A 21,367-nucleotide genomic window follows, 5' to 3' on the forward strand; every position below is an offset into this window, starting at 1 on the left:
ATTTTTAAAATTCTATATATAGACTATACCTTATCGATATGTTTTTAAAATTCAATAAGTTGATATGTATATTTATTACATGATGAGGATATAAAATGACAAAACGAATTTTAGGAAATACAGGCTTAGAAATTGTACCGGTTGTATTTGGTGGTAACGTATTTGGTTGGACCATAGATCAACAGCAAAGCTTTAAGGTACTTGATGCTTTTATAGATCATGGTTTTAATGCGATTGATACTGCAGATTTTTATTCGATCTGGGCAGCAGGCAATCAAGGTGGTGAGTCTGAAAGCATTATAGGAGAATGGCTAAAACAAAAACCAGGGAAACGCGATGATATAGTCCTTTTTACTAAAGTCGGTCTGGATATGGGGATTTCAGGACATCAAGGCTTATCTAAACGCTGGATTATGCAAGCGGTGGAAGATTCACTTAAGCGTCTGAATACTGACTACATTGATTTATATTTTGCCCATTGGCCAGATGAAAATACACCTTATGAAGAAACCTTAGCTGCTTTTGACCAGCTCAAACAGCAAGGGAAAATTCGTGCTTATGGAACCTCTAATTTAGATGCGACCCAATTAAAGCAATCGATCGATGCCGCAAAACAGATTAATGTGCCGCATTATCAAGTACTCCAACCGGAATATAATCTCTATGACCGCCAAGGTTTTGAAGAGCAGCTCAAACCGATTTGTCTTGAACATGAGATTGGTGTAGTAAGCTATTACAGTCTTGCGAGCAGTTTCCTCTCCGGTAAATACCGTAATTTAGAACAGATCAAAAGTAGTAAACGTGCAGACAGTTTAGGCAAATATTTTACAGCGCGAGGTGAACGTATTTTAAATGCGCTTGATATTGTCGCTGAACAGCATCAGGTCCAACCTGCAGATGTTGCTTTGGCTTGGATTTTAACTCGAGAAGGGATTACCGCACCGATTGCCAGTGCAACGACTGTAGAGCAAATAGAAAGTTTTAGTAAAGCACTTAGATTAAACCTAACAGCCGATGATCTCGGAATACTTGAAGTAGATTCACAGTCAATGGAATAAACTCAGTCGACGCATAACCTAAAGCTAAAAATGAAATGTCTGTCAAAAGCTCTAATTTCATTTTTAGCTTCAATTTCTGTTGAAAATTTCAAAATTAATTTTTATGGACAACTATTTATGGGAATTGAAATAACGTAAGAGGAAAGTAAATATGAACTTATTGTATGGTGTACTTCTTTAACTTATGTTTACCTAAGGTCTAGTTCATAAAATAATCATCAATATTTTTATTTAAATATCAGTAAATTATATATCTTTAATAACAAATTTTATAATCACTGGTTCATGAACCATTATTTAGATTATCTATCTTATATTTTTTTAATAATAATAAATTACTTTAAATAATAAACACTTATTTTATTTTTCATCGTTAATTTTCATAAATAAATCACATCTTGGTATTTCCATTTCTTTAGAACATTAATTATTGTTTGCTCAAGTTGTTATAACAAGTTGATTAAACATGTCTGATCTTACCAGCAAAAATAGCCAGCAGCCTTTGTATGAACAAGTGAAAGAACAATTGCAGAGCAAAATTCAACAGGGTGAATATCCTCCGCTAAGTCAATTGCCTTCAGAAAACGAGCTTTCAGAATTATTCAGTGTAAGCCGTATCACAGTGCGTCAAGCTTTACATAAGTTGTCACAAGAAGGGCTGGTATTCAAAGTTCATGGCAAAGGTACTTTTGTGAGTAAGCCAAAGGCATACCAAAACATTACTCAATTACAGGGTTTTGCTGAAGCCATGTCTCACACAGGACATCAAATTTTAAATGAAGTGCTTTCTGTAAAATTCATTGAAGCCCCTATACAAGTCGCATCTAAACTGAAAATTTCTGTACGTAGTCAAGTTGTAGAAATTAAACGAGTTCGTTTACTCAATAATGAACCTGTGTCATTTGAATTGACTTATTTACCTGCAACGGTAGGTGAACAATTAGTAGAGAAAGAAGTGGATTTACGCAGTACTGATATTTTTAGTGCGATTGAGCGTGACTTATCTATTCCACTTGGTTATGCCGATTTAAATATTGATGCCATTCAAGCTGATGATGAGCTTGCACAACTACTTGCGGTAGATGTGAACACACCTATTTTACGTGTTGAACGTTTAACGCACGATGTAAAAAACCAACCTATTGATTATGAATACCTGTATTTCTCAGGTGAAAGTTTCCAGTACCAATTACGCATTTTCCGTTAATGCAGCTAGAAAAAAGCAAAAGGAATCTTATGGATACCAAATATTTAGAGTATGACATTGTAGTGATCGGTGGCGGCACCGCAGGTCCAATGGCAGCAATTAAAGCGAAACAAGCGAATCCCAATTTAAGTGTTTTACTGATTGAAAAAGCTAATGTGAAACGCAGTGGTGCTATTTCTATGGGGATGGATGGTCTAAACAATGCAGTCATCCCAGGATATGCCACACCCGAGCAATACACCAAAGAAATCACGATTGCCAATGATGGCATTGTGAATCAAAACACCATCTATGCTTACGCAAAACATAGTTTTACCACGATTCAGCAATTAGATCAGTGGGGCATCAAGTTCGAAAAAGATGAGACGGGCGAATTTGCGGTAAAGAAAGTTCATCATATGGGTGCTTACGTATTACCGATGCCTGAAGGGCATGATGTAAAGAAAGTCCTGTATCGCCAAATGAAACGTGTCCAAGTCAAAATTAATAATCGCATCGTGACCACCAAATTATTGAAAAATGAGCAGGGTGCGATCAATGGCGTACTTGGCTTTGACTGTAGAACGGGAGAGTTCTATGTCATTAAAACCAAAGCTACAATTTTATGTTGTGGTGCAGCAGGACGTTTAGGTTTACCGTCTTCTGGTTACCTCATGGGAACTTATGAGAATCCAACCAATGCAGGTGATGGCTATGCCATGGCGTACCATGCTGGCGCAGAGTTATCGAACTTAGAATGCTTCCAAATCAACCCGTTAATTAAAGATTATAACGGTCCAGCATGTGCCTATGTAACAGGCCCCTTAGGTGGTTATACGGCAAACAGTAAAGGTGAACGATTCATTGAGTGTGACTACTGGAGTGGTCAGATGATGTGGGAGTTTTATCAAGAATTACAGAGTGGTCATGGTCCTGTATTCTTGAAAATGGATCATTTAGCTGAAGAAACGATTCAAACAATTGAAGAAATTCTACATACGAATGAACGTCCAAGTCGCGGTCGTTTCCATGAAGGACGTGACACAGATTACCGCAAAGATATGGTGGAAATGCATATCTCAGAAATTGGTTTCTGTAGTGGACATAGTGCTTCTGGTGTTTGGGTCAATGAGAAAGCAGAGACTTCTGTAAAAGGCTTATACAGCGCTGGTGATATGGCTGCGGTTCCTCATAACTATATGTTGGGCGCATTTACCTATGGTTGGTTCGCTGGTGAGAATGCCGCAGAATATGTTACAGATATTGATTCGGGTGAGCTGAATCAGGCAGACATTGAGGCTGAAAAAGCACGAATTTATGCACCACTAGAAGTAAAAGAAGGTTTACCAGCAGATCAAGTCGAATACAAATTACGTCGATTTGTGAATGACTATCTACAACCCCCTAAAACACGACAAAAAATAGAAATTGGCTTACGTCGTTTTGAAGAAATCAAACACGATATCGCGCAGATTAAAGCCAACAACCCACATGAACTTATGCGAGCAGCTGAAGTCTCCTTCATTCGTGACTGTGCTGAAATGGCTGCACGCGCTTCATTATTCCGAACTGAAAGTCGTTGGGGGCTGTATCACTATCGTGCTGATTTTCCAGCAACAAATAATAGCGATTGGTTCTGCCATACGCATCTTAAAAAAGATGAAAACGACAACATGGTTAGCTTTAAAAAACCAGTTGAACCTTATGTTGTGCCAATCGAGGCACAAGAAAAAGATTCTTATAACCAATTACGTATTCAAAAAGATCAACCTTTGAAAGCAGCCGAAGCAATCTAAGGCAGGTCGCTAAATCAATGCTTTTGACAGATGAATCAGGAAAAAATATGGCCCTAATATTTAAAGAAGTTCAACACCGCACCGTTGCACCCGTTTTAGTCGATGAAGATAAATGTATTGCAGACAAAGGTTGTACCGTATGTGTAGATGTTTGCCCAATGGATTTGTTGGCAATTGATCCAGTTACCCAGAAAGCCTTTATGCAATTTGATGAATGTTGGTATTGCATGCCGTGTGAAAAAGACTGTCCAACAGATGCAATCCACGTAAATATTCCGTATTTATTAAAATAGAGAGAAAAATGTCTACATTCGCAGCTAAAAAAATATTATTAAGTAGCATGGTGGTACTAGGTACAGTTGGGCTTATAGGCTGTACGAGTAAAGAGCAGAGCAGCATTGATGCACCAGTGAGTAAGGTTCGAATTGCGATTGGAACACAAGATACGACAATTAACTGTGCGACAGGCGGTTTATTGGTTAGAGAGTTAGGTTTGTTAGAGAAACACCTTCCTAAAGAGGGTGATTATAAAAATGTTAAATATGATATCCAATGGAAAAACTTTACATCTGGTGCGCCCTTAACGAGCGAAATGGTTGCAGACCGCTTAGATATAGGGGTCATGGCAGAATTTCCAGCGGTCAATAATTTAGTCACTTTTCAAGAAGCAGGCAAAGCCAGTATTTTCTTGGCGCCGCTTTCTGGTAGTACCACAGGCAGTGGTAATGCTATTGTGGTTCCAAATCAATCTCATGTGACGTCATTTGCTGAATTAAAAGGTAAAACGATTTCAGTACCGTTCGCATCAACGGCTCATGGTTTATTGCTTCGTGCCGTAAAAGCACAAGGCTGGGAGCCAAATAAAGACGTACAGATTATTGCTCAGGCACCTGAAGTTGCTGGACCTGCTTTAAAGAGTAATAAGATTGATGCACATGCGGATTTTGTTCCATTTGGTGAACTCTTTGCCTACCAGGGAGTTGCTAAGAAAATTTACGATGGTTCTCAAGCCAAAGGAGCAACATTTCATGGCGTCTTAGCCAATCAGCAATATGCTGAACAGCATCCTGAAGTGATAAAAGCCTACTTAAAAGCGACGATAGAAGCCGATCAACTGGTACAAAAAGAACCTGAAAAATACAGCGAAGTCATCGCTGAGAAAACGGGTATTCCAGCTGAGGTTATTTATTTATTCCATGGACCGCTCGGCTTACAAACGCGTGACTTAACGTGGAAAACTGAATACAAGCAGGCAACACAAGTCGCTGTCGATACACTGCAATATCTGGGTAAAAATAACGGAAACGTTGATATCAACACGTTTATTCAAGACAAATATATCAAAGATGCTTTTGCAGCATCTGACTTAGATTACAGCCAAGCATTAAATAATTATGGCAAATCTCCATTAGTGTCCAAAGATGCACTTACAGGTGAAGAGATTAAAACCTTTCATCGCGTGACTCAAATTTGGGTCAAAGGTGAAGAAAAGGTACGTCATTATGAAACTCCAGAACACGCATTTAAGGATTTAAAAGCGATTGAATCAGCAGGTAAATCTGTGCGTGTGGTTTATAACCAAGATGCGCTAAATGATATCAAGTTGTTATCCAATTTAGCTTGGTTTGCAACCAACCGTGCTGGTGAAATTCATGCATTTTTACTGAAAGGTGATGCAACTCAGTGGGCTAAATCTCAAGGTGGCAAAGTCTACGATTTTAACGCTGTCAAACAGCTCGTGAACTAAAAAACGTTATATAGCGATTAGCCAACAATGAGGGATATCGGTGTGAATAGCATTGCCGAACAAAATTTTAAACGTGTGAATGCGCATACAACGATGCGTTGGCTCACAGAGCGCCATCAGAAGCTGAATCAGCTTCTGATGGGCACAGTTGCGATCTTGCTGAGTTTAGTTGTATGGCAAATTTTGGCAATGAATAAAATTAATTTAGGTGTGGTTAATTTTAGTCATGTGCCAACGCCATTAGCAGTTGTTGATGCCATCCTACGATTTTTACAATTACCCACAGCATGGGCTCATGTGAGCTCAAGTATTTTTAGGGTGCTCGTAGGTTTTTTATTGGCTTCAGGTGTAGGTGTTTTACTTGGCTTATTCATTGGTCAATTTAAGAGCATTGCAGCATTCTTAATGCCACCTTTAGAAGTGTTGAGACCAATTCCTGCTGTGGCATGGATTCCATTAGCCATCTTGGTTTTTCCTTCTTCAGAAGCATCCATGATTTACATTACGTTTATTGGCGCATTATTTCCAATATTACTGAATACCATTCATGGTGTAGATGCGATTGATCCACGTTTAATTGCATCTGCAAAAAGTTTAGGTGCAACCAACTTAGCCATTATTCGTGAAGTCATCATTCCAGGTGCTTTACCTAACGTCATTACGGGTTTATCCATTGGGATGGGCACCTGTTGGTTCTGTCTTGTTACAGCTGAAATGATTTCAGGACAACATGGCATTGGTTATTTTACTTGGGAATCTTTTACCCTACAAAACTATAGCAGCATCGTTGTAGGTATGCTGTTGATTGGTGCTTTAGGTATGTTCAGTAGCTTTATTGTGCGCAGATTAGGACATAAATTTACGCCTTGGTATCAAATGAGGAAATCTTAATGCAAGGTGAAATAACAATACGTGATTTATGCCTGCATTTAGGTAAAGGCGAACAACGTTTTCAAGCATTGGATCATGTCAATATTCATATTCCACCAGGAGAGTTTATCTGTTTGCTTGGACCTTCAGGCTGCGGTAAATCCACTTTATTAGGTGCTTTAGCAGGCCATCTAGGTTATTCGTCAGGTGATTTATTAGTTGATCATGAAGTCGTGCATCAACCGCATCCGGATCGAGGGCTTGTTTTTCAACACCACACATTATTTCCGTGGAAAAGTATTATCGAAAACATTGCATTTGGCTTAAAAATGAAAGGCATACCTACTAAGGAACGTCTAGAAAAAGCTAAGCAAATGATTGATTTGGTCGGCCTTACAGGGTTTGAGCAAAAATTTCCTGCTGAACTTTCTGGTGGGATGCAACAACGTGTCGAAATTGCACGTGTCTTGATTAATGAGCCTAAAGTTCTCCTTATGGATGAGCCATTTGGAGCATTAGATGCGCAAACGCGTGTCCATATGCAGCAACTCCTTTTGGAAATTTGGCAGAACATCAAAACTACAGTGCTCTTTATTACCCACGATATTGATGAAGCACTCTATTTATCAGACCGTGTTTTGATTATGAGTCATCGACCTGGACGAATTATTGAAGAAATCCCATTAAGTTTCCCACGTCCACGAGATATTGAAATCGTGACCACGCCTGAATTTGTGGAGCTGAAAAAATACTGTATGCAGGCGCTTAAACATGATGACTTAAGCAATTTAAAACGCTTGAATCCCCTAGGTCTCCCGAAAAAAGCTGTTACAGAAGGTTAAATCATTCATGAATCCCAATTACCCACAACTAGAAATACTTGATGAAGATGATTTAGATTTACTTGATCAGCTGAATCAAGATGATGAAAAAATTCGTTTTATTACATTGATGAATATTGCAGATGAAGAGCGGGAAGAGTTATTGCCTTGGCTCTATCATGCTTTGTCACATGACCCTGCTGAAATTGTACGAGAAGAAGCGGCTAAGCGTTTAGAGGGGTGGGAAGATGAAACCAGTCTTCTCGCGCTAGCACATGCACTTTCTGATGAGTCAAAGAAAGTGATTGAGGCAGCCACACAAAGTTTAAGTGAAGTCAAAAATCCTCAGGCGGCAACTGTACTCGCACCATTTCTTAATGAGGATGCCGTTGAAGTAAAAGTCGCTATTTTACGCGCTCTGAAACCCTTACGTGTGGTCAGTTTATTTGAAAAAATTCTGTCAAATATACATCATGAAAATGTACTCGTACGACGTGAAGCAGTCAGCACTTTGAGCTGGTTACAGTTAGAATCCGCTTTAGATAGTTTGGCGCATATTGCCAAACAGGAAAGTGATTTAGAAACACGTAGAATTGCTACCGGGGGCTTAGCATATAGTAAGCAGCCTACACAAAATATTATTGACGCATTACAGCATGGTTTATCTGCTGATGACTGGCAATTGCGTATTGAAGCAGCATTGACCGTTGGTAAATTAAAATTAATTGCGCTTGAAGATCAACTCATCCAGTTAATGTCTGATTCGTATTGGCAAGTACGAATACCAGCCGTGCGTAGTTTGGGTTTATTAAAATCTGTTAAAGCTATTGATGGATTAGCGGATAATTTTTTTTATGAAATTAGTAATTTACGTAAAGAAGTTGCACTGGCTTTAGGAGAAATTGGTGGCCAAGAAGCAGAAATTTTACTAAAAGCTCATGAATTAGATCCAGATCCCGAAGTTCGTAAAGCCATCCGTATTAGCTTAAATCAAATTCGAGAATGCCATGCAAGCAGTTAAGCCTGAACTTAAAGTTGATGTGCAATCACAGGCTATAGACTTTATTTGGCCTGATTATCAAGCACGTTTTTCTTACCAACGATTACGTGAAATCTGCCCATGTGCATTCTGTCGTTCAAAGCGTATTAAAAATATAGCCCTGACTCATGATCAACATGTATTTGTGACAGAATTAAATCATCAAGGTTATGGTATTCAAATCTGTTTCAGTGATGGGCATGATAAAGGTATTTTTCCTTGGGAATATTTAAAAAATATTCCGTGAAATTTTGGAAGATGAAAGTTAATCTTTAATTTTCATCTTCTACTTATACTAAATTATTAGATAGTTAAGAAAAATAATTATTTTAAATCATAATACTAAATATTAATAATATAAAAAAATCATTAGATTAAACTTATGAAATCACAAGATTTATATAGAAAAAAGTATGCAATAAAATATAGGAAATTACTACCCTATAGAAACCTAGTAATAAAAATAAGAAAGATAATATCTATGCTACTATTAAATATATTTTATATATTTTCCTTAACCCTCTATTACTTAGAATCACAAAAAATAAATATAGATAAGTATTTTAATTTATTTATAATATTTTTTATTATAATAGGGCTCATCTTTTTCTTTAAAATGGATCACTTTTTTGCAAAAAAGTTAGCTTTTAAAAGTAAAAAATTATTCATAAAAACAATAATTTATAAATAAGGGCCAATAAATTCATATTTATTTAAACTCCCAAAGGTGATGGGGAAAAATTAAAGAGGATAAGTTTAGAGAACTTATCTCAAGACTATTAAGATTAGTAAAAGATATTGCATTACATATTGTTTAGATATGAATCTTCAAAACTTGAGGAAACAGAGTTTTTATTTCAAAATTAGCTTTAATTTTTGGTGATTTCACTTTTACCTTTATTTTTGCTGAAAATTTCAAAATTAACTTTTATGGACAACTATTTATGGGAAGTTATTAAAGTCTATAAACAGTTTCAGCATTATAAGGACTTGACAGTCCAAAGGGGTAATCATTAGTCTATATCAATATTAATGAACTTAAAGTATCATGTACTCAATTTAACTTATGTTTATCTAAAGTCTAGTTCATAATTTAATTTCTATTAATCTAATAATAAATTTAATTACTTAAGCCAATATAAAGTATAGATTAGAAAAATTTCGGTTCATGAACCTAGTAAAAATTGCGACTTCATAGCTTGAAAAGATAGACCCTATGGGCTTTGTTAATCATAGCTATTTTGAGCGCTTCTTTTTTAGTAAAAGAATCTCGAAATGAAGAACCTTGCTGCTAAAATCTATTTGAAAACCAACTTCTTCTCATATCAGCAAGCATTAATCAATTCAGAAAACATCTCTATTTATTTTATTAATGGTCAAAGGTAAAAGTACTTGAATTGAGGTTTTACCGGGCTGTGAATCAATTTTAAACTCGCCACCCAAACGATGAATGCGCGCCTGCATGCTTTGCAGTCCAACATGCAGTCCAGCTTCTACTGTTTTGGGATTAAAGCCAATACCATTGTCTAAAATACACATCATCAGTTTATTATTCTCTGTCTCCGTCAAAGATATGTTAACTTCTGATGCTTGGCTGTGTTTGACAATATTGGTGAGAGCCTCTTCTAGAACTCTTGTTAATGTAAGGCATTGCAGAGATATAGGGATATTTTTCCATGTTTTTTCAAAGTTCCAGTGTGAACGGATATCTATTTCCTCGAAGAGTTGGATAAATCTATAGCGAATAGGCGCTCCCCATTCCATAGGATTAGAAGGGACTTTGCAGGAGAAGCTGGAACCTGAGTCAACAATTTGTCGTAAATCACTGCGCAGCATTTTTAATATAGATAGCACTTGTGGTTTAGTGATTTTATCATTTTGTTCCATTGTGATGATTGAGCGGACAATAGAGCCACCTAAGCCATCATGCAAATCATGAGATAAATGAATGCGTTCTTGCAGCCGAGCATTTTCGATCGAAAGCTTATGCTGCTGCCCTAATGACGCCGTCAACTCCTGCTTGGCTTGAGTTACATTTTCCGCAAGTGTTTTATTAAAGCGTTCAATTTGTCGTGCATTTCGGGCTAAACGCATAGCTAAAATAGCGCCAAGCGCCATGGTGGTAAAAGGCCCAGTATAAGGTGAAAGCGGGCGCCCCTCCATAGTGAACATAAAATGCGCATCATTAAAAGCTATGGGTAAGTAGATTAAATACAATACGGCTAGTAAATAAGTTTCTGGAGAATTTGATTTATAAGCAATAAAAGGATAGGTAATACATTTTAATAAAAAGATGACAACAGCAACTGAAAAGAAAAATTGTATTACTGTACTGACTTGATTGGTTGGTGCCAAAGTAATACAAACAGTAGCCACAGCTAAGAAGATAAAGAGTAATTTTTGGATACGTGGAAATGACTTATTTGCAAAGTACCAAGCACCTAAACAGCCCGTGACTGTATAAATACAGAAGATAATATTCTGTAAACGGTCAATGTTGATAAAGGAAAGAAAATAAATCGGGTCGGTATATAAAAAGCAAAAACTGTAAATAACCCATCCTAAGCCGGTCACTGCAAACCATAAGAATGCTTTTTCTTTGCGGTTGGCCAGCCATGCCAAAAGATAAAACACTCCCACTACAATGTTGACCATCGTATTGAATTCAGGAAGTGTTCTTTTTTCTAAAAGCCATTTTTTGTACAGACTGTATGTGCTTGGATAATTGCCTAAAGCAACATGGCCTAAACCGGATTTTTGCGTAATACTTCCATATACTTGTATCCATAAGGTATTTTGACCTTGCTTTAAGCTAGATGTGGGCAAATTCCATATACGGGGCATATACTGGCTGCGGGATGCTGGCTCTTTTAGGTATAAGTCTTGCCATAGCAAATCGTCATTTAAAAAGATTTTCCCGCTTTGTGTGATTCCCTCTATAGCAAAACTAAGCGGTGGATTGGACATATTAGTGTCACAGGTGTAGCTAAAGTGAATCTTATACCAAGCTATACCATGAAACTCGGGCCAACGTTTTTCCCAGCGATCCGGTAATTTTTCAAGGTTAACCCAGCCTTGAACAGGGCGCTGCATTTCCTGATTTACGTTGCCCTGAGCTGCCATTATGCTCTGTATTATTGTTTGACATACATCTTTGGGATGTTGAATAGTTGAAGCAGCAAATGCCGTATTGAACAATCCTATACATAAAATGAAACAAGTGAAGACTGCCATGATAAAAGCGTCATGATTTAGCTTAAATGAAGTTTGAGCAAATCCCAGAGCCATTACACTTGCTTCCCCATTCATTTATTTTAAAAGTTGGATAAATTTGATATTTAGTCAGAATGAATAAAATATAAAAATCAAAGACTAATTTTGTAAAGTATATTTTTTTTGAACAAAAATATATAGATAAATTTCATGATATTTCAAAGAAAATATTGGATACTCACTGGAGCGGTTTTGATGAGGCATGCCAACTTTGAATAATAACTTCTTATTCAAAGATTTTGATACACAGTGTTTTGATGATTAATTTGCGCATGGTATTCAAGCTAGGGTGGGGTGATGCGCAGTATTCCGAAAGACATTGAAGCGCATATTTTCAGAACTATATCCGCTTGGCGGTGGCGCACAATGCGTAAATCACCCAATATGCCTGTACACCTAATCACAGCAGATCAAAGCCATTTTTATAAGCAAGGCTTACCTGATGTAGCAAACAGGTTAAGCTTGATTTTAAATGAAATAATTTTGCAAATGGAAGGATTATTTTTAAGTCGGAGAACGGGAATCCAAATATACCTATGAATCCCTATGCCTCTATTATGCAAATTATAGAACCTAGTATGATTGTATCTGCGTATGAATGACGCGTTACAGCAGGATTAAACAATAGATCTTGGATTGTTGAACAATCCAAATCATTTTATAAGTCAGTAAAAAGGAGCTGATTGACAGCTCCTTTTTTTGTACTTTATTGGCAAGTTAAAACGACTATTTCATCCTTAGCTATATCAGGCTCTAAGGTAAACTGACTTGAGCAAGTCTGATTAGACGTTTGTACTTTAATAGAATAGCTTTGTGGGTTTAGACCGTAAACAGTCACTAAGTTTTGACTGTTAATTGGATATTTACCCTGTGCAATTCCTTCAATGTTTACCATGCTTCCGCTTTCAAGCGGCTGCTGATTTTGATCAATAAATTTAAAGGTAATGTTGTGGCTTGCAATTTTTCCCATTGGGAAATCAATGATATATCCACGCTGGTTGATTGGCATAATCGAGCGAGAAGAGTGAGTGAAACTGTTTTCAATGCTGATCTGACTGTCATCAAAAACCACACTATTTTCAGTATAGCCATATAGGTTATAGCTGAAAATTTCACCATTTTTATTAGTCTTTCCAATAAATGAACCATTACTGTAAATATCGACATTTGGGCTATTTTCAACACGAACCAGTGCAAAGCTATCCGAGATATATTTGCTCAAATCTAAGCGCTTGCCTAGCCACACCAATGAACCCATATAATTGGCACTGTAATATTTTTGGTCATCTGTTTGCAAGTATTGCATATTAAGATCGCCGACATTCGTTTTCATAGTTGCAGATGCATTGCCTGAATAAACATCATGCCAGCGGCTTGTGCCGATGCTGTAGTCAAAACCTGTATTTTCGTAACTGTATTTATTGAACTGTACGCTGGTTTCATCATCATCATGCTGATTTAGCGTGATGGAATGCTTGCGGTCATCGAAGTTGTAGCTAAGCATGAAATCAACACTGGCACGGTCATTGCTTTTAGCATCATAGGAGATGCCCAAGCTGCCAAATAGGTTTTGTGTCAATGTACGGCTGGTTCTTAAATTGAACAGCTGTTGATCTTTTGAATTTGACTCATCACGGTATTTTCGTTCAATGTAGCTGAGCGAAAGATTGTTCAGATAGGGAATCTGATTTTTAGATACATAGATTTGGTTTTCCCACTGAGGAAGATAGCTGTTATCACTGTACTCTTCTAAACCTAGCATACGAAAGCCTGAACTATAATACTGCGCGCGCAGGCCAACACTGTAATTTTGTGTATTGCGCTTAAACTCAGTATTGACCGTATAGCCCTCTAAACCTGCTTCATCTGCATGGCTGTAGGCAGAGTTGACTTCCAGTAATCCCAGCTTATAGAGATATTGGCTCCACATCAGTCCGGCGCTTTCCAGTTTTTTACTGTAGTCTGCTGTTGCACCTAAAGTTGTTGACTCTGTTATGCCTCTGCGGATATAGCCGCTGCCAAACCAGTCGCGATAATCATTGTCGTCATAAGCATAGTTATAGCGCAGTTTACCAGCGGAAATATTATAATCTGTCAGCCCCGGACGCAGCAGCCGTTGATCGACAAAAACCGAGATATTTTGCACTGTAGTATTGCCCAAAATATCTTTGACAATAATTTGAGCATCGCCTAAACCTGAAAAACCAATATTGCTGTCAATATTGTATTGGCCAGGGTTTACTTTGGCATTATAGGCCTGTGAACCGTTAATCAATAAATCTACAGTCGATTGTGTTAAGGCACTACCTTGAACAGATGGGGTATTCCAGTAGGTAAAATTGGGGCGTCTACTAAAGTTAGTGCCGAAGCTTAGACCACCAAAATAGAAAGATTGATTTAGTCCAGTATAGTTGCTGACATTATCACCCAATTTTAAGGTGGTCATTTGCTCAGGAAACTCAAAACTTAAGGAGGTGTTTAAACGACTGCTTTTTTGAAAATTGGTTTGCTGATCATTATAGTTTTTACGGAACATGTGGCTGCTGTTAAACAGCGCATTTTTCCAAAATAAATTCAGGTCAGTTGAAGCATTGGCTTGCTTACTGTAATCACCATCCTGAAAATACACATTATAGTTAATAAAACCTCCCAAATTAGGCAAGTCAGGTAAATACCGCTGCTGTGAGGAGAGCTTTTGCTTGAGCATATATTGCGCAGGAATATTCAGTTTAAATAGTTGCTTCTGTGTATCAATTTCACTGCTGAAGCCAGCATTTTCAATTAAACAATATTGAATATTATCTTGTTTTAACATACTCAATTGAGCGGTATTGACAAAGCCTTGCTGAAGAATGCTGCATTCAATATAACGCTGCTTGTTCATATTGAGAATGAATGTCTCTTGCTGAAGATCTACACCATTGATCCAAAGTCCTAAAATAGCATTTTCCGCTTTAGGCGTATTCGCAAGTGAATGTTGTTCAGGCAAGTCTGGTGCAGCTTCAGGAGTTACTGTTCCCACAGAGATCGATTGAGCAAGGCTATGCTGTGAATGAAGGCTACAGCAGATTAAAATTAAGACAGAAGGGGATTTGACGATATTGCGTACTGTTTTCGTTTGAATTTTCATTATTCTTGCTCCGCAATGTCAAATTTTAACGATTTTGCATCTGCGGTGTCTAAAATCAGCTTGAGTCCGGGCTGTGGTTTAAAAGCTGGAATATTCAGCTGCACCTGTTGATGTGCCAAAACATATTTCATTTCATTAGATTTGAAAATGCTGTTTCCAGACGAGTCTTGCAGCGTAAAGCCTATGATTTGGAAATGTCCAGTGCCTAAATTTTTGGCATTAATAAAAGATTGGTTATTTGTTTTTTTTGCCAAATGGAATGACATATCCGGCTTAAAATCTTTGCCTGCAAACATCGGTATATTAAAACCATAGGCATATTTAATGCCGTTTGATTTTTTTGCATCTGGCAATGGCGAAATTTTAATCCTCCAAGCTTCTTCATTTTGCAAGTTCATTTCTGAAATCGACTGTTTAAAGCCCATACGAATCATTTGTTTACTGTTGGGCTCTAGTACAAATGAAGCAGGGTTAATTACGAGCTGATTATCTGGTGTCAGAACATCATTACCATTTTCATCCTGAGTCCATTTATAAACATTGACTTCGTAATTCTTGGGTGCTTCGTCCGCAGAAGAATGAAGGTTGATAGTTGTTGTACGCTGGCGATTTTCCCCATTGATTTGCATTTTAACTGGGTAAATTGTGACATTGGCATAGGCAGTTGCCGTCATCAGGCCAGCGATGCTGGCTAAAAAGCACAAGTATTTTAATGATGAATGAGACATAAAGGTTCCCCAAAACCATGCAGTATTTTATTTGCAAATCAGCAGTAAAGATGGCTTTTAATAGCGTGTAAACTATGCCGCAATGCTGTTGCGTCAAGCCAAAAGATCAGAGCCTTAACTCAAGGCTTTAAGGAATAAATATGAGGCATGTATGCGGTTGACGATCCTACGCATACACGCCTGTAGGATCAGTAGCTGATTTCTACCATGACAGCATCTGTATAGATTCCTGCAATATAATCTTCAATTGCAATAGCTGTAGGTGTTTTTGCAGATAGAGTATAGCTATCGGTTCTGGTTGTTGCAGATGGCGCAACAGTTACAGGGACGCCACTATTGACATTTACCGCATTCGGGCCGCCAGTCAGTGTGATGTTATAAGGAATATTTAGCGTTGGGTTAGCAGTACTGATCACTGCAGACTGGTTTACCCCTTTTGAGTTTGCAGATTGCGCTTTGATTGAATAAGGGACATTGCATTTCACGTCAATGCTTTGATTTACTGCGGTACCCTCATGCGGCAGAGCTTTGTTAATGGATGTACCGTTACCTGATAGTGTACATACTGTAGGTATGGTAAGGGTGTAGTTGACCGTTACGCTTTGTGACGCAGCATGCGCCGCAAAAGCCCCCATGCTTAATAAGAGTAGACTGGATAATTTGAGCAATGAATTCATTGTTAAATCTCTAAGTTAAAAAAAATATATATTTTCAAATATTGAATATATGAATAATTCTAAAATTTAATAATTCATTCAGAAATAACTATAATTAGGTATTCTGAATATCAATATGATTGATTAGCTAAAATTCGTTAGCATTAAAAATCAGTGATGTCTTATACGTTCCTGCTGGGTATTTAGACAAATCTCCAAAGTCTGCCAGAGAAAATTGTGTATACATTGTCAAATTTTTAGTGGTGACAGATGAAGAAAAGAAACGGTCAAAATTAATTGAAGCAGGAGCAGCAGATTGGCTTGCTCCTACGATTGGATTAGTATTATCCCATTCACCGCCAATTCTAGCGTAGAAAGGTACTGGGATGGATGTGCTGGCTTGATTGTTTAAATAGAAAGCACCATTATTCCCTATAGTATTTGTCCATTGAAAGCTAGGCCTAACTCGGTTGATGCAATTCTTAAAATATACATTTGTTCTTACTGATGAAGTTGCTAAGTTTAAATTCACAGTGCTTGCATCAGCTGTAATAGTACAGTTCGCAGCAAAGGCTGTATGAGACCAGACAACAAAACTTAAAATACCACTAAGTACTAAAAAAATATTCATTTGAGAGTATTCCTTAATCTTTTAATCCAATCATAGTTATTATTATTTTTTGTTATATACCTAATTTTAAGTATTGTAAGCAGTTTTATCTCAGGCATATTTCAAATTAAATGATTGAATAAGAGCTCAGTATTATGAAGGATGTTAAAATAGCATCAATGTTACTTGCAAGTGGTCTTGGTCTTTTATCCACTTATGCCTATACAGCACCCAATTGGGGGGAAAATACGTGTAAAAATGATGACCGGTCATGTTATAGCCTGCCTGATACATTGAACGCGCCAGCAGATATTGATCAAGGCCGCGTAGTATTTGCATTTAGTGATTCTGGCTGTTTAGCTTCATCGCCATTTTATAAAAATAGAACCGATCAGTTCATTAAAAAAAATGCAGGTATTAGCAGTACAACTAATTTCTTTAAGGATTATAAAAATGTATGTCAATTAAAAAATCAATTAGATCATTCTTATATACTTTATAATGAAGTCCAATCAAAAAATTCTAAATATAAAGCTCGAATTTTCGGTTTATATACAGTGCATGATATGGGTGTATTCGGTCATATTCATGATTGGGAACATGCAGTGTTGTGGATGGAAAATGATAAACCAGTTTATTTAACAGTCAGCCGTCATGATGAAACACGGTATAAAAAAATTGATAAAGCACCGCATTTAGCAGATATGCCAAATGTATTTGCAGTTAAATACATTTCAAACTTAGGTACACACAGCATGGGCTTTGCTGGTGCAGATAAAAACCATATTGTCAAAAATACAAATCCTACACCAAACAATCAATGGTTTGGTTTTAAGAATTCACAGTTAGCAGATATTCGTGAGCTAAATAGAATTTATACCAAGAATAAAAATAATCTAGATCCAAAATATTCAAATTTTTATGATTATTTTGCTCAGCAAAAATTCGATAAGGCAGTACCGCGTGTTAATGATTTGCAATGGATACAATGTGCAAGACCTAAAGGTTTAGTGAACGCAAATGTCGATTTTATAAAAAACTCTAAAAAATGTACGATGAAAAATGTTGAGGAATAAATGAAATCGTTTGAATTTAACTTTCGCTGCGCACATTAGTTCGTATTTAATTCCGTCATTGAAGATGTTTAAAGTCTGCTTTAAAAGGCGGACTTTTTAAATATATAACGGATGCATTAAATGAACTGATATCTTTGAATTTTGTTAAGTGGTTCACTTTTTTGTAATAATTGTATATGATTGAAATAAATTATATAAAAATCCCAAATTTTAGGGATAGCAATTCTATGGCTAAAGGAAGAGAATCTATGTAAATCAAATGGATGGTAAAATGTTTAATTTCAGTACGCCATTGCTCAAGCCAATACTGGTTTTAGAAGATGATCCTACTCACCAATTGAGGATTTCTAAAGTCTTACAGACTTTTGGTTATAAAGAAAAAGATATCTTCTATTCTCAAACCATAGATTTTGCTGTAAATATTTGCAGTAAAAATTCCATACAATTTATGCTGGTAGATTTAAATTTACCGGATGGCAATGGCATCGATTTTATTATGCACATTCGTGCAAAAAGTACAAATACTGTACCTATTATGGTTCTTTCCGAATGGAATACTTTAGATGTTATTTATAAAGCTTTAAATGTAGGTGCAACAGGTTATGTCTTAAAAGAAACAGATGATTTTGAATTGATGTTTGCCATACGAACAATGCTGAAAGGTGGTGCTATTATCGACCCACATATCGCAAAAAAAATTCTAAGTAAATTTAAAAAATCATTGGGTGATTTTCCGATGAGCCATGAGCATGTTCATACCAATTTATCACAAAGAGAAATAGAAATATTGACTTGCATCTCCAATGGATCGAGCAGCTATGAAATTGGCTTGGAGCTTAATATTTCAAAATACACTGTAGATGTACATATTAAAAAAATTTATCAAAAGCTGGAAGTGAACTCCCGTACTAAGGCAATTTATGCAGCTAAACAAATAGGTTTAATTAATTAAATCTAAAAGTGGTCAGCAAATTTAGATTCATCAAAGAATTTTTACTTCATCCAAATAGGCTGAAATTAAAGCCCTGGTTGTAGTAAACAAGATCACCATCTATTGTTATAAATTTAAATTGACCGTTTAATAGATCTCTTTCATAAATCAAAAAATGGTCTTCTTTTTGATTAATATTTGTACTCCAGATTTCTTGGCATTCGTGCATAATCTGCGGATGAAATACATCGATTCAAACAAGCTTTCTGATCCTCAGTTCAAGCGATACACGGGCATCTCATGGTCAACCTTCTATTGGATGGTTGACCAATTAAAAATACATGTCCCTGCTAAAGGCAGGCCGCCCAAGTTAAGCCTGGAGGATCAGGTTCTGTTCTGTCTGAGCTATTGGCGGGAATACCGAACCTTATTTCACGTTGCTACGAGTTACGGGGTTTCAGAGCCCACAGCCTCAAGAATTGTACACCATGTTGAAGACTGCCTGATTCACTCCAATCTGTTTAATTTACCGAAGAGTTTACCCGAAGGTGAAGGCATCGACTGGAATGTTGTGATCGTGGATGCCACAGAAATTCCAATCCAAAGGCCTAAAAAAACAGAAAAAAAGCTATAGCGGCAAGAAAAAGACCCATACCTTCAAAGTACAGGCCATGATTCACTTATTTGGCAGTCTGAAAACCTTCAAAATCCTTGCTGAGCGTTATCGAAATAGAGGCAAAAGACTCGGTTTGAGATTCAATTTAATTGCTGGAATCGGCTTTGTTGCACAAACCTATCATTAAAGGCTTATTCAGCAATATAATTTCCGAATGAATACGCTGGTTGTCCTGAATAAAGGCATACCTCACTTGGACTGGCTTGCGAAGTACACCGCGGCTTTTTTTAATATGTCTCTTTCTTCCGTGACTCTTTGAAGTTCTTTTTTTAGCTTTGCCAATTCCGCAAGTGGATCGCCAGATTCTGTGATTTTAGGTTCCTGAGGAGCATAACGCTTGATCCAGGTATAAAGACTATGCGTGGTTGTTACCTAAACGTTCCGCTACATCAGTGACAGAATATCCTCGTTCAGTAATTAATTTTATAGCTTCGTCTTTAAATTCTGGGGTATATCGTTGTCCACTCATAATGTTTTCTCCTGTGCAAAAAGAATAGACGATATTTGTCTAGGAGAGTGGTGGCAGTCCAAATATCTTTTTAACACTGGCATAACTTAAAGCAGAGTAGGGAGGTTTTAAAGATGTAAATAAGATTTGTGAAGGAATTTCTTTTCGTATTTCATTTATATAAATTTGAAGAATTCTATAGTCTCGTTCCTGTAGTTTTATTACTCGGTACGAATATTCATTTTTGATTTTTGGCTTTTTTAATCGTTCATCGAACTCATCATCTGTATTTGTAATAATTAAACTAAAATTATGATTCTGAATTGATTTTTTAATAGAATTGGTTGTTAGTAGCATAAGCTCACCAATTCTGAGACCATAATTAAGCATGAGATGTATGATCAGAAAATTTCTGAGTTGCACACTTTGAGATCTAAAAGGATTTAATTCATTGTATCTAATAGAGTTGCTCGGTGAAATAACTGAATACAATCCTTTAATCATTTCCTGATTCATACTCTTAAAATTATGATTTATCTCACTTTTAATTGTTTTATTGGCTTTTGAAAAGTTATTTATAAATTTTTTCTTAATAGTCATATATTTATTCAAGTTTTCTTTAATTTTTTGAATTTCCTTCAACGTTAGTTGTGGCTGTGTTTGGATGCTTAAGTATTCATCAATCAAAAAGTTGTAAAACTTTAGAAAGGATCTAATTCTATGGCCAATTGTTGTGTAATTGGTATGGTCTGTATTTCTTAGCTGAATAAGATTGCTATCAAATTTTTTATTGTTTTCTAAATAGACAATGAAATTATCAATTTCAACTTGGATGATCTCAAAATTATAGGATGTAGAGTAAAACGACTCACAAAAGGACGTGGCAAACTTTTCAAACCAAAATTCATACCAGAATTTTATTGCGATTAAATCTGCATGCTGCGTAGAGATACTTTGAAATCTAAGAAATTTCATGGTGTACAGCATAGGGTACAAACATGGACAAGATGAATCCAGATCAAATAAAAGAATAATTTGATTTTCGTTTGAGACTTTCTTTTCCAAATGAATTGTTTTTAAAGCAAACATATTAAAGTTTATGAAGTATTCTTAAGGCCAACATATCATATTTTACGGTTGAAGTAGAAATTAGTTAAGTTGTTGAATTTTAGTTAAAGAAAGAAGAATATGAAGTTATTGTTAGGTGTATCGGATTTAACATAATATACATTATACGAAATGCAACTGTTAGAACCCATTTAAAGTGTCTATATTCTCACCAATAAAAATGTCTGGTTTATGATGATTTTTATCACCATGGA

The 21,367-nt window shown here is 36.5% G+C and carries 15 protein-coding genes and 4 pseudogenes; 12 read left to right on the forward strand and 7 right to left on the reverse strand.

Annotated elements, in window-relative coordinates; translation table 11 throughout:
- Positions 1–95: 95 nt before the first annotated feature.
- The 9 genes and pseudogenes from VXQ11_RS06145 (at position 96) to VXQ11_RS06185 (ending at position 8,764) form a co-directional block, all read left to right on the forward strand.
- A complete protein-coding gene (locus VXQ11_RS06145; protein WP_416705669.1) occupies positions 96–1,058 on the forward strand; it encodes an aldo/keto reductase in 963 nt (320 codons plus the stop codon).
- Positions 1,059–1,524: 466 nt separating this feature from the next.
- Positions 1,525–2,265, forward strand: a complete 741-nt coding sequence (locus VXQ11_RS06150) for a GntR family transcriptional regulator (protein ID WP_144723745.1) — start codon at positions 1,525–1,527, stop codon at positions 2,263–2,265.
- A gap of 29 nt (positions 2,266–2,294) precedes the next feature.
- Entirely contained in the window at positions 2,295–4,040 is a 1,746-nt protein-coding gene (locus VXQ11_RS06155; RefSeq protein WP_144723746.1) for a fumarate reductase/succinate dehydrogenase flavoprotein subunit, read from the forward strand.
- A gap of 47 nt (positions 4,041–4,087) precedes the next feature.
- Positions 4,088–4,333, forward strand: a complete 246-nt coding sequence (locus VXQ11_RS06160) for a 4Fe-4S dicluster domain-containing protein (protein ID WP_096902711.1) — start codon at positions 4,088–4,090, stop codon at positions 4,331–4,333.
- A gap of 8 nt (positions 4,334–4,341) precedes the next feature.
- Positions 4,342–5,787 (forward strand): ABC transporter substrate-binding protein, encoded by a 1,446-nt coding sequence (locus VXQ11_RS06165; protein WP_416705670.1) that lies wholly within the window; start codon positions 4,342–4,344, stop codon positions 5,785–5,787.
- A gap of 168 nt (positions 5,788–5,955) precedes the next feature.
- Positions 5,956–6,678 (forward strand): annotated as a pseudogene (locus VXQ11_RS06170) (ABC transporter permease); the annotation flags it as partial.
- Complete coding sequence (locus tag VXQ11_RS06175; protein ID WP_144723747.1) at positions 6,678–7,499, forward strand: ABC transporter ATP-binding protein; 822 nt, start codon at positions 6,678–6,680, stop codon at positions 7,497–7,499. The pseudogene VXQ11_RS06170 and the gene VXQ11_RS06175, both read left to right, overlap by 1 nt.
- Before the next feature lie 7 nt (positions 7,500–7,506).
- Positions 7,507–8,499 (forward strand): HEAT repeat domain-containing protein, encoded by a 993-nt coding sequence (locus VXQ11_RS06180; RefSeq protein ID WP_096902714.1) that lies wholly within the window; start codon positions 7,507–7,509, stop codon positions 8,497–8,499.
- Positions 8,486–8,764: a DUF971 domain-containing protein gene (locus tag VXQ11_RS06185; RefSeq protein WP_096902715.1), complete on the forward strand. Its 279-nt coding sequence runs from the start codon at positions 8,486–8,488 to the stop codon at positions 8,762–8,764. Before VXQ11_RS06180 ends, VXQ11_RS06185 begins: the two co-directional genes overlap by 14 nt.
- A 1,097-nt stretch (positions 8,765–9,861) precedes the next feature.
- On the opposite strand, the gene VXQ11_RS06190 is transcribed toward VXQ11_RS06185, so the two are convergent.
- From VXQ11_RS06190 to VXQ11_RS06210, 5 genes are all read right to left on the reverse strand, one after another.
- Complete coding sequence (locus VXQ11_RS06190; protein ID WP_416680107.1) at positions 9,862–11,805, reverse strand: ATP-binding protein; 1,944 nt, start codon at positions 11,803–11,805, stop codon at positions 9,862–9,864.
- A gap of 691 nt (positions 11,806–12,496) precedes the next feature.
- On the reverse strand, positions 12,497–14,920 hold the full coding sequence (locus VXQ11_RS06195) for a fimbria/pilus outer membrane usher protein (RefSeq protein WP_416705671.1): 2,424 nt from the start codon (positions 14,918–14,920) through the stop codon (positions 12,497–12,499).
- Positions 14,920–15,648, reverse strand: a complete 729-nt coding sequence (locus VXQ11_RS06200; protein ID WP_416705672.1) for a molecular chaperone — start codon at positions 15,646–15,648, stop codon at positions 14,920–14,922. The genes VXQ11_RS06195 and VXQ11_RS06200 overlap by 1 nt, the downstream gene beginning before the upstream one ends.
- Before the next feature lie 188 nt (positions 15,649–15,836).
- Positions 15,837–16,325: a hypothetical protein gene (locus VXQ11_RS06205; RefSeq protein ID WP_416705673.1), complete on the reverse strand. Its 489-nt coding sequence runs from the start codon at positions 16,323–16,325 to the stop codon at positions 15,837–15,839.
- A gap of 127 nt (positions 16,326–16,452) precedes the next feature.
- A complete protein-coding gene (locus tag VXQ11_RS06210; RefSeq protein ID WP_416705675.1) occupies positions 16,453–16,935 on the reverse strand; it encodes a hypothetical protein in 483 nt (160 codons plus the stop codon).
- Positions 16,936–17,069: 134 nt separating this feature from the next.
- Here VXQ11_RS06210 and VXQ11_RS06215 point away from each other — a divergent pair, with 134 nt between their 5' ends.
- From VXQ11_RS06215 to VXQ11_RS06225, 3 genes and pseudogenes are all read left to right on the forward strand, one after another.
- Complete coding sequence (locus tag VXQ11_RS06215) at positions 17,070–17,990, forward strand: NPP1 family protein (protein WP_416705676.1); 921 nt, start codon at positions 17,070–17,072, stop codon at positions 17,988–17,990.
- Between the two features lie 271 nt (positions 17,991–18,261).
- Positions 18,262–18,942 (forward strand): response regulator, encoded by a 681-nt coding sequence (locus VXQ11_RS06220; protein ID WP_416705677.1) that lies wholly within the window; start codon positions 18,262–18,264, stop codon positions 18,940–18,942.
- A 217-nt stretch (positions 18,943–19,159) separates the two neighbouring features.
- A pseudogene (locus VXQ11_RS06225) lies at positions 19,160–19,724 on the forward strand (transposase family protein).
- Positions 19,725–19,748: 24 nt separating this feature from the next.
- Here the strand turns inward: VXQ11_RS06225 and VXQ11_RS06230 are convergent.
- Both VXQ11_RS06230 and VXQ11_RS06235 read right to left on the reverse strand, forming a co-directional pair.
- Positions 19,749–20,066: pseudogene (locus VXQ11_RS06230) on the reverse strand (transposase); the annotation flags it as partial.
- A 42-nt stretch (positions 20,067–20,108) separates the two neighbouring features.
- Positions 20,109–21,134, reverse strand: a pseudogene (locus VXQ11_RS06235) (site-specific integrase); the annotation flags it as partial.
- Positions 21,135–21,367: the final 233 nt, after the last annotated feature.

It is taken from the genome of Acinetobacter sp. 197 (assembly GCF_048148385.1).
Taxonomy (GTDB): domain Bacteria; phylum Pseudomonadota; class Gammaproteobacteria; order Pseudomonadales; family Moraxellaceae; genus Acinetobacter; species Acinetobacter pecorum.

Bases quoted from the DNA above. Each gene is read 5' to 3' on its own strand.
- VXQ11_RS06215 (WP_416705676.1), top strand. From the start codon at position 17,070: ATGAAGGATGTTAAAATAGCATCAATGTTACTTGCAAGTGGTCTTGGT.
- VXQ11_RS06180 (WP_096902714.1), top strand. From the start codon at position 7,507: ATGAATCCCAATTACCCACAACTAGAAATACTTGATGAAGATGATTTA.
- VXQ11_RS06185 (WP_096902715.1), top strand. From the start codon at position 8,486: ATGCAAGCAGTTAAGCCTGAACTTAAAGTTGATGTGCAATCACAGGCT.
- VXQ11_RS06145 (WP_416705669.1), top strand. From the start codon at position 96: ATGACAAAACGAATTTTAGGAAATACAGGCTTAGAAATTGTACCGGTT.
- VXQ11_RS06150 (WP_144723745.1), top strand. From the start codon at position 1,525: ATGTCTGATCTTACCAGCAAAAATAGCCAGCAGCCTTTGTATGAACAA.
- VXQ11_RS06160 (WP_096902711.1), top strand. From the start codon at position 4,088: ATGGCCCTAATATTTAAAGAAGTTCAACACCGCACCGTTGCACCCGTT.
- VXQ11_RS06220 (WP_416705677.1), top strand. From the start codon at position 18,262: ATGTTTAATTTCAGTACGCCATTGCTCAAGCCAATACTGGTTTTAGAA.
- VXQ11_RS06210 (WP_416705675.1), bottom strand. From the start codon at position 16,935: ATGAATATTTTTTTAGTACTTAGTGGTATTTTAAGTTTTGTTGTCTGG.
- VXQ11_RS06165 (WP_416705670.1), top strand. From the start codon at position 4,342: ATGTCTACATTCGCAGCTAAAAAAATATTATTAAGTAGCATGGTGGTA.
- VXQ11_RS06195 (WP_416705671.1), bottom strand. From the start codon at position 14,920: ATGAAAATTCAAACGAAAACAGTACGCAATATCGTCAAATCCCCTTCT.
- VXQ11_RS06175 (WP_144723747.1), top strand. From the start codon at position 6,678: ATGCAAGGTGAAATAACAATACGTGATTTATGCCTGCATTTAGGTAAA.
- VXQ11_RS06155 (WP_144723746.1), top strand. From the start codon at position 2,295: ATGGATACCAAATATTTAGAGTATGACATTGTAGTGATCGGTGGCGGC.
- VXQ11_RS06200 (WP_416705672.1), bottom strand. From the start codon at position 15,648: ATGTCTCATTCATCATTAAAATACTTGTGCTTTTTAGCCAGCATCGCT.
- VXQ11_RS06190 (WP_416680107.1), bottom strand. From the start codon at position 11,805: ATGGCTCTGGGATTTGCTCAAACTTCATTTAAGCTAAATCATGACGCT.
- VXQ11_RS06205 (WP_416705673.1), bottom strand. From the start codon at position 16,325: ATGAATTCATTGCTCAAATTATCCAGTCTACTCTTATTAAGCATGGGG.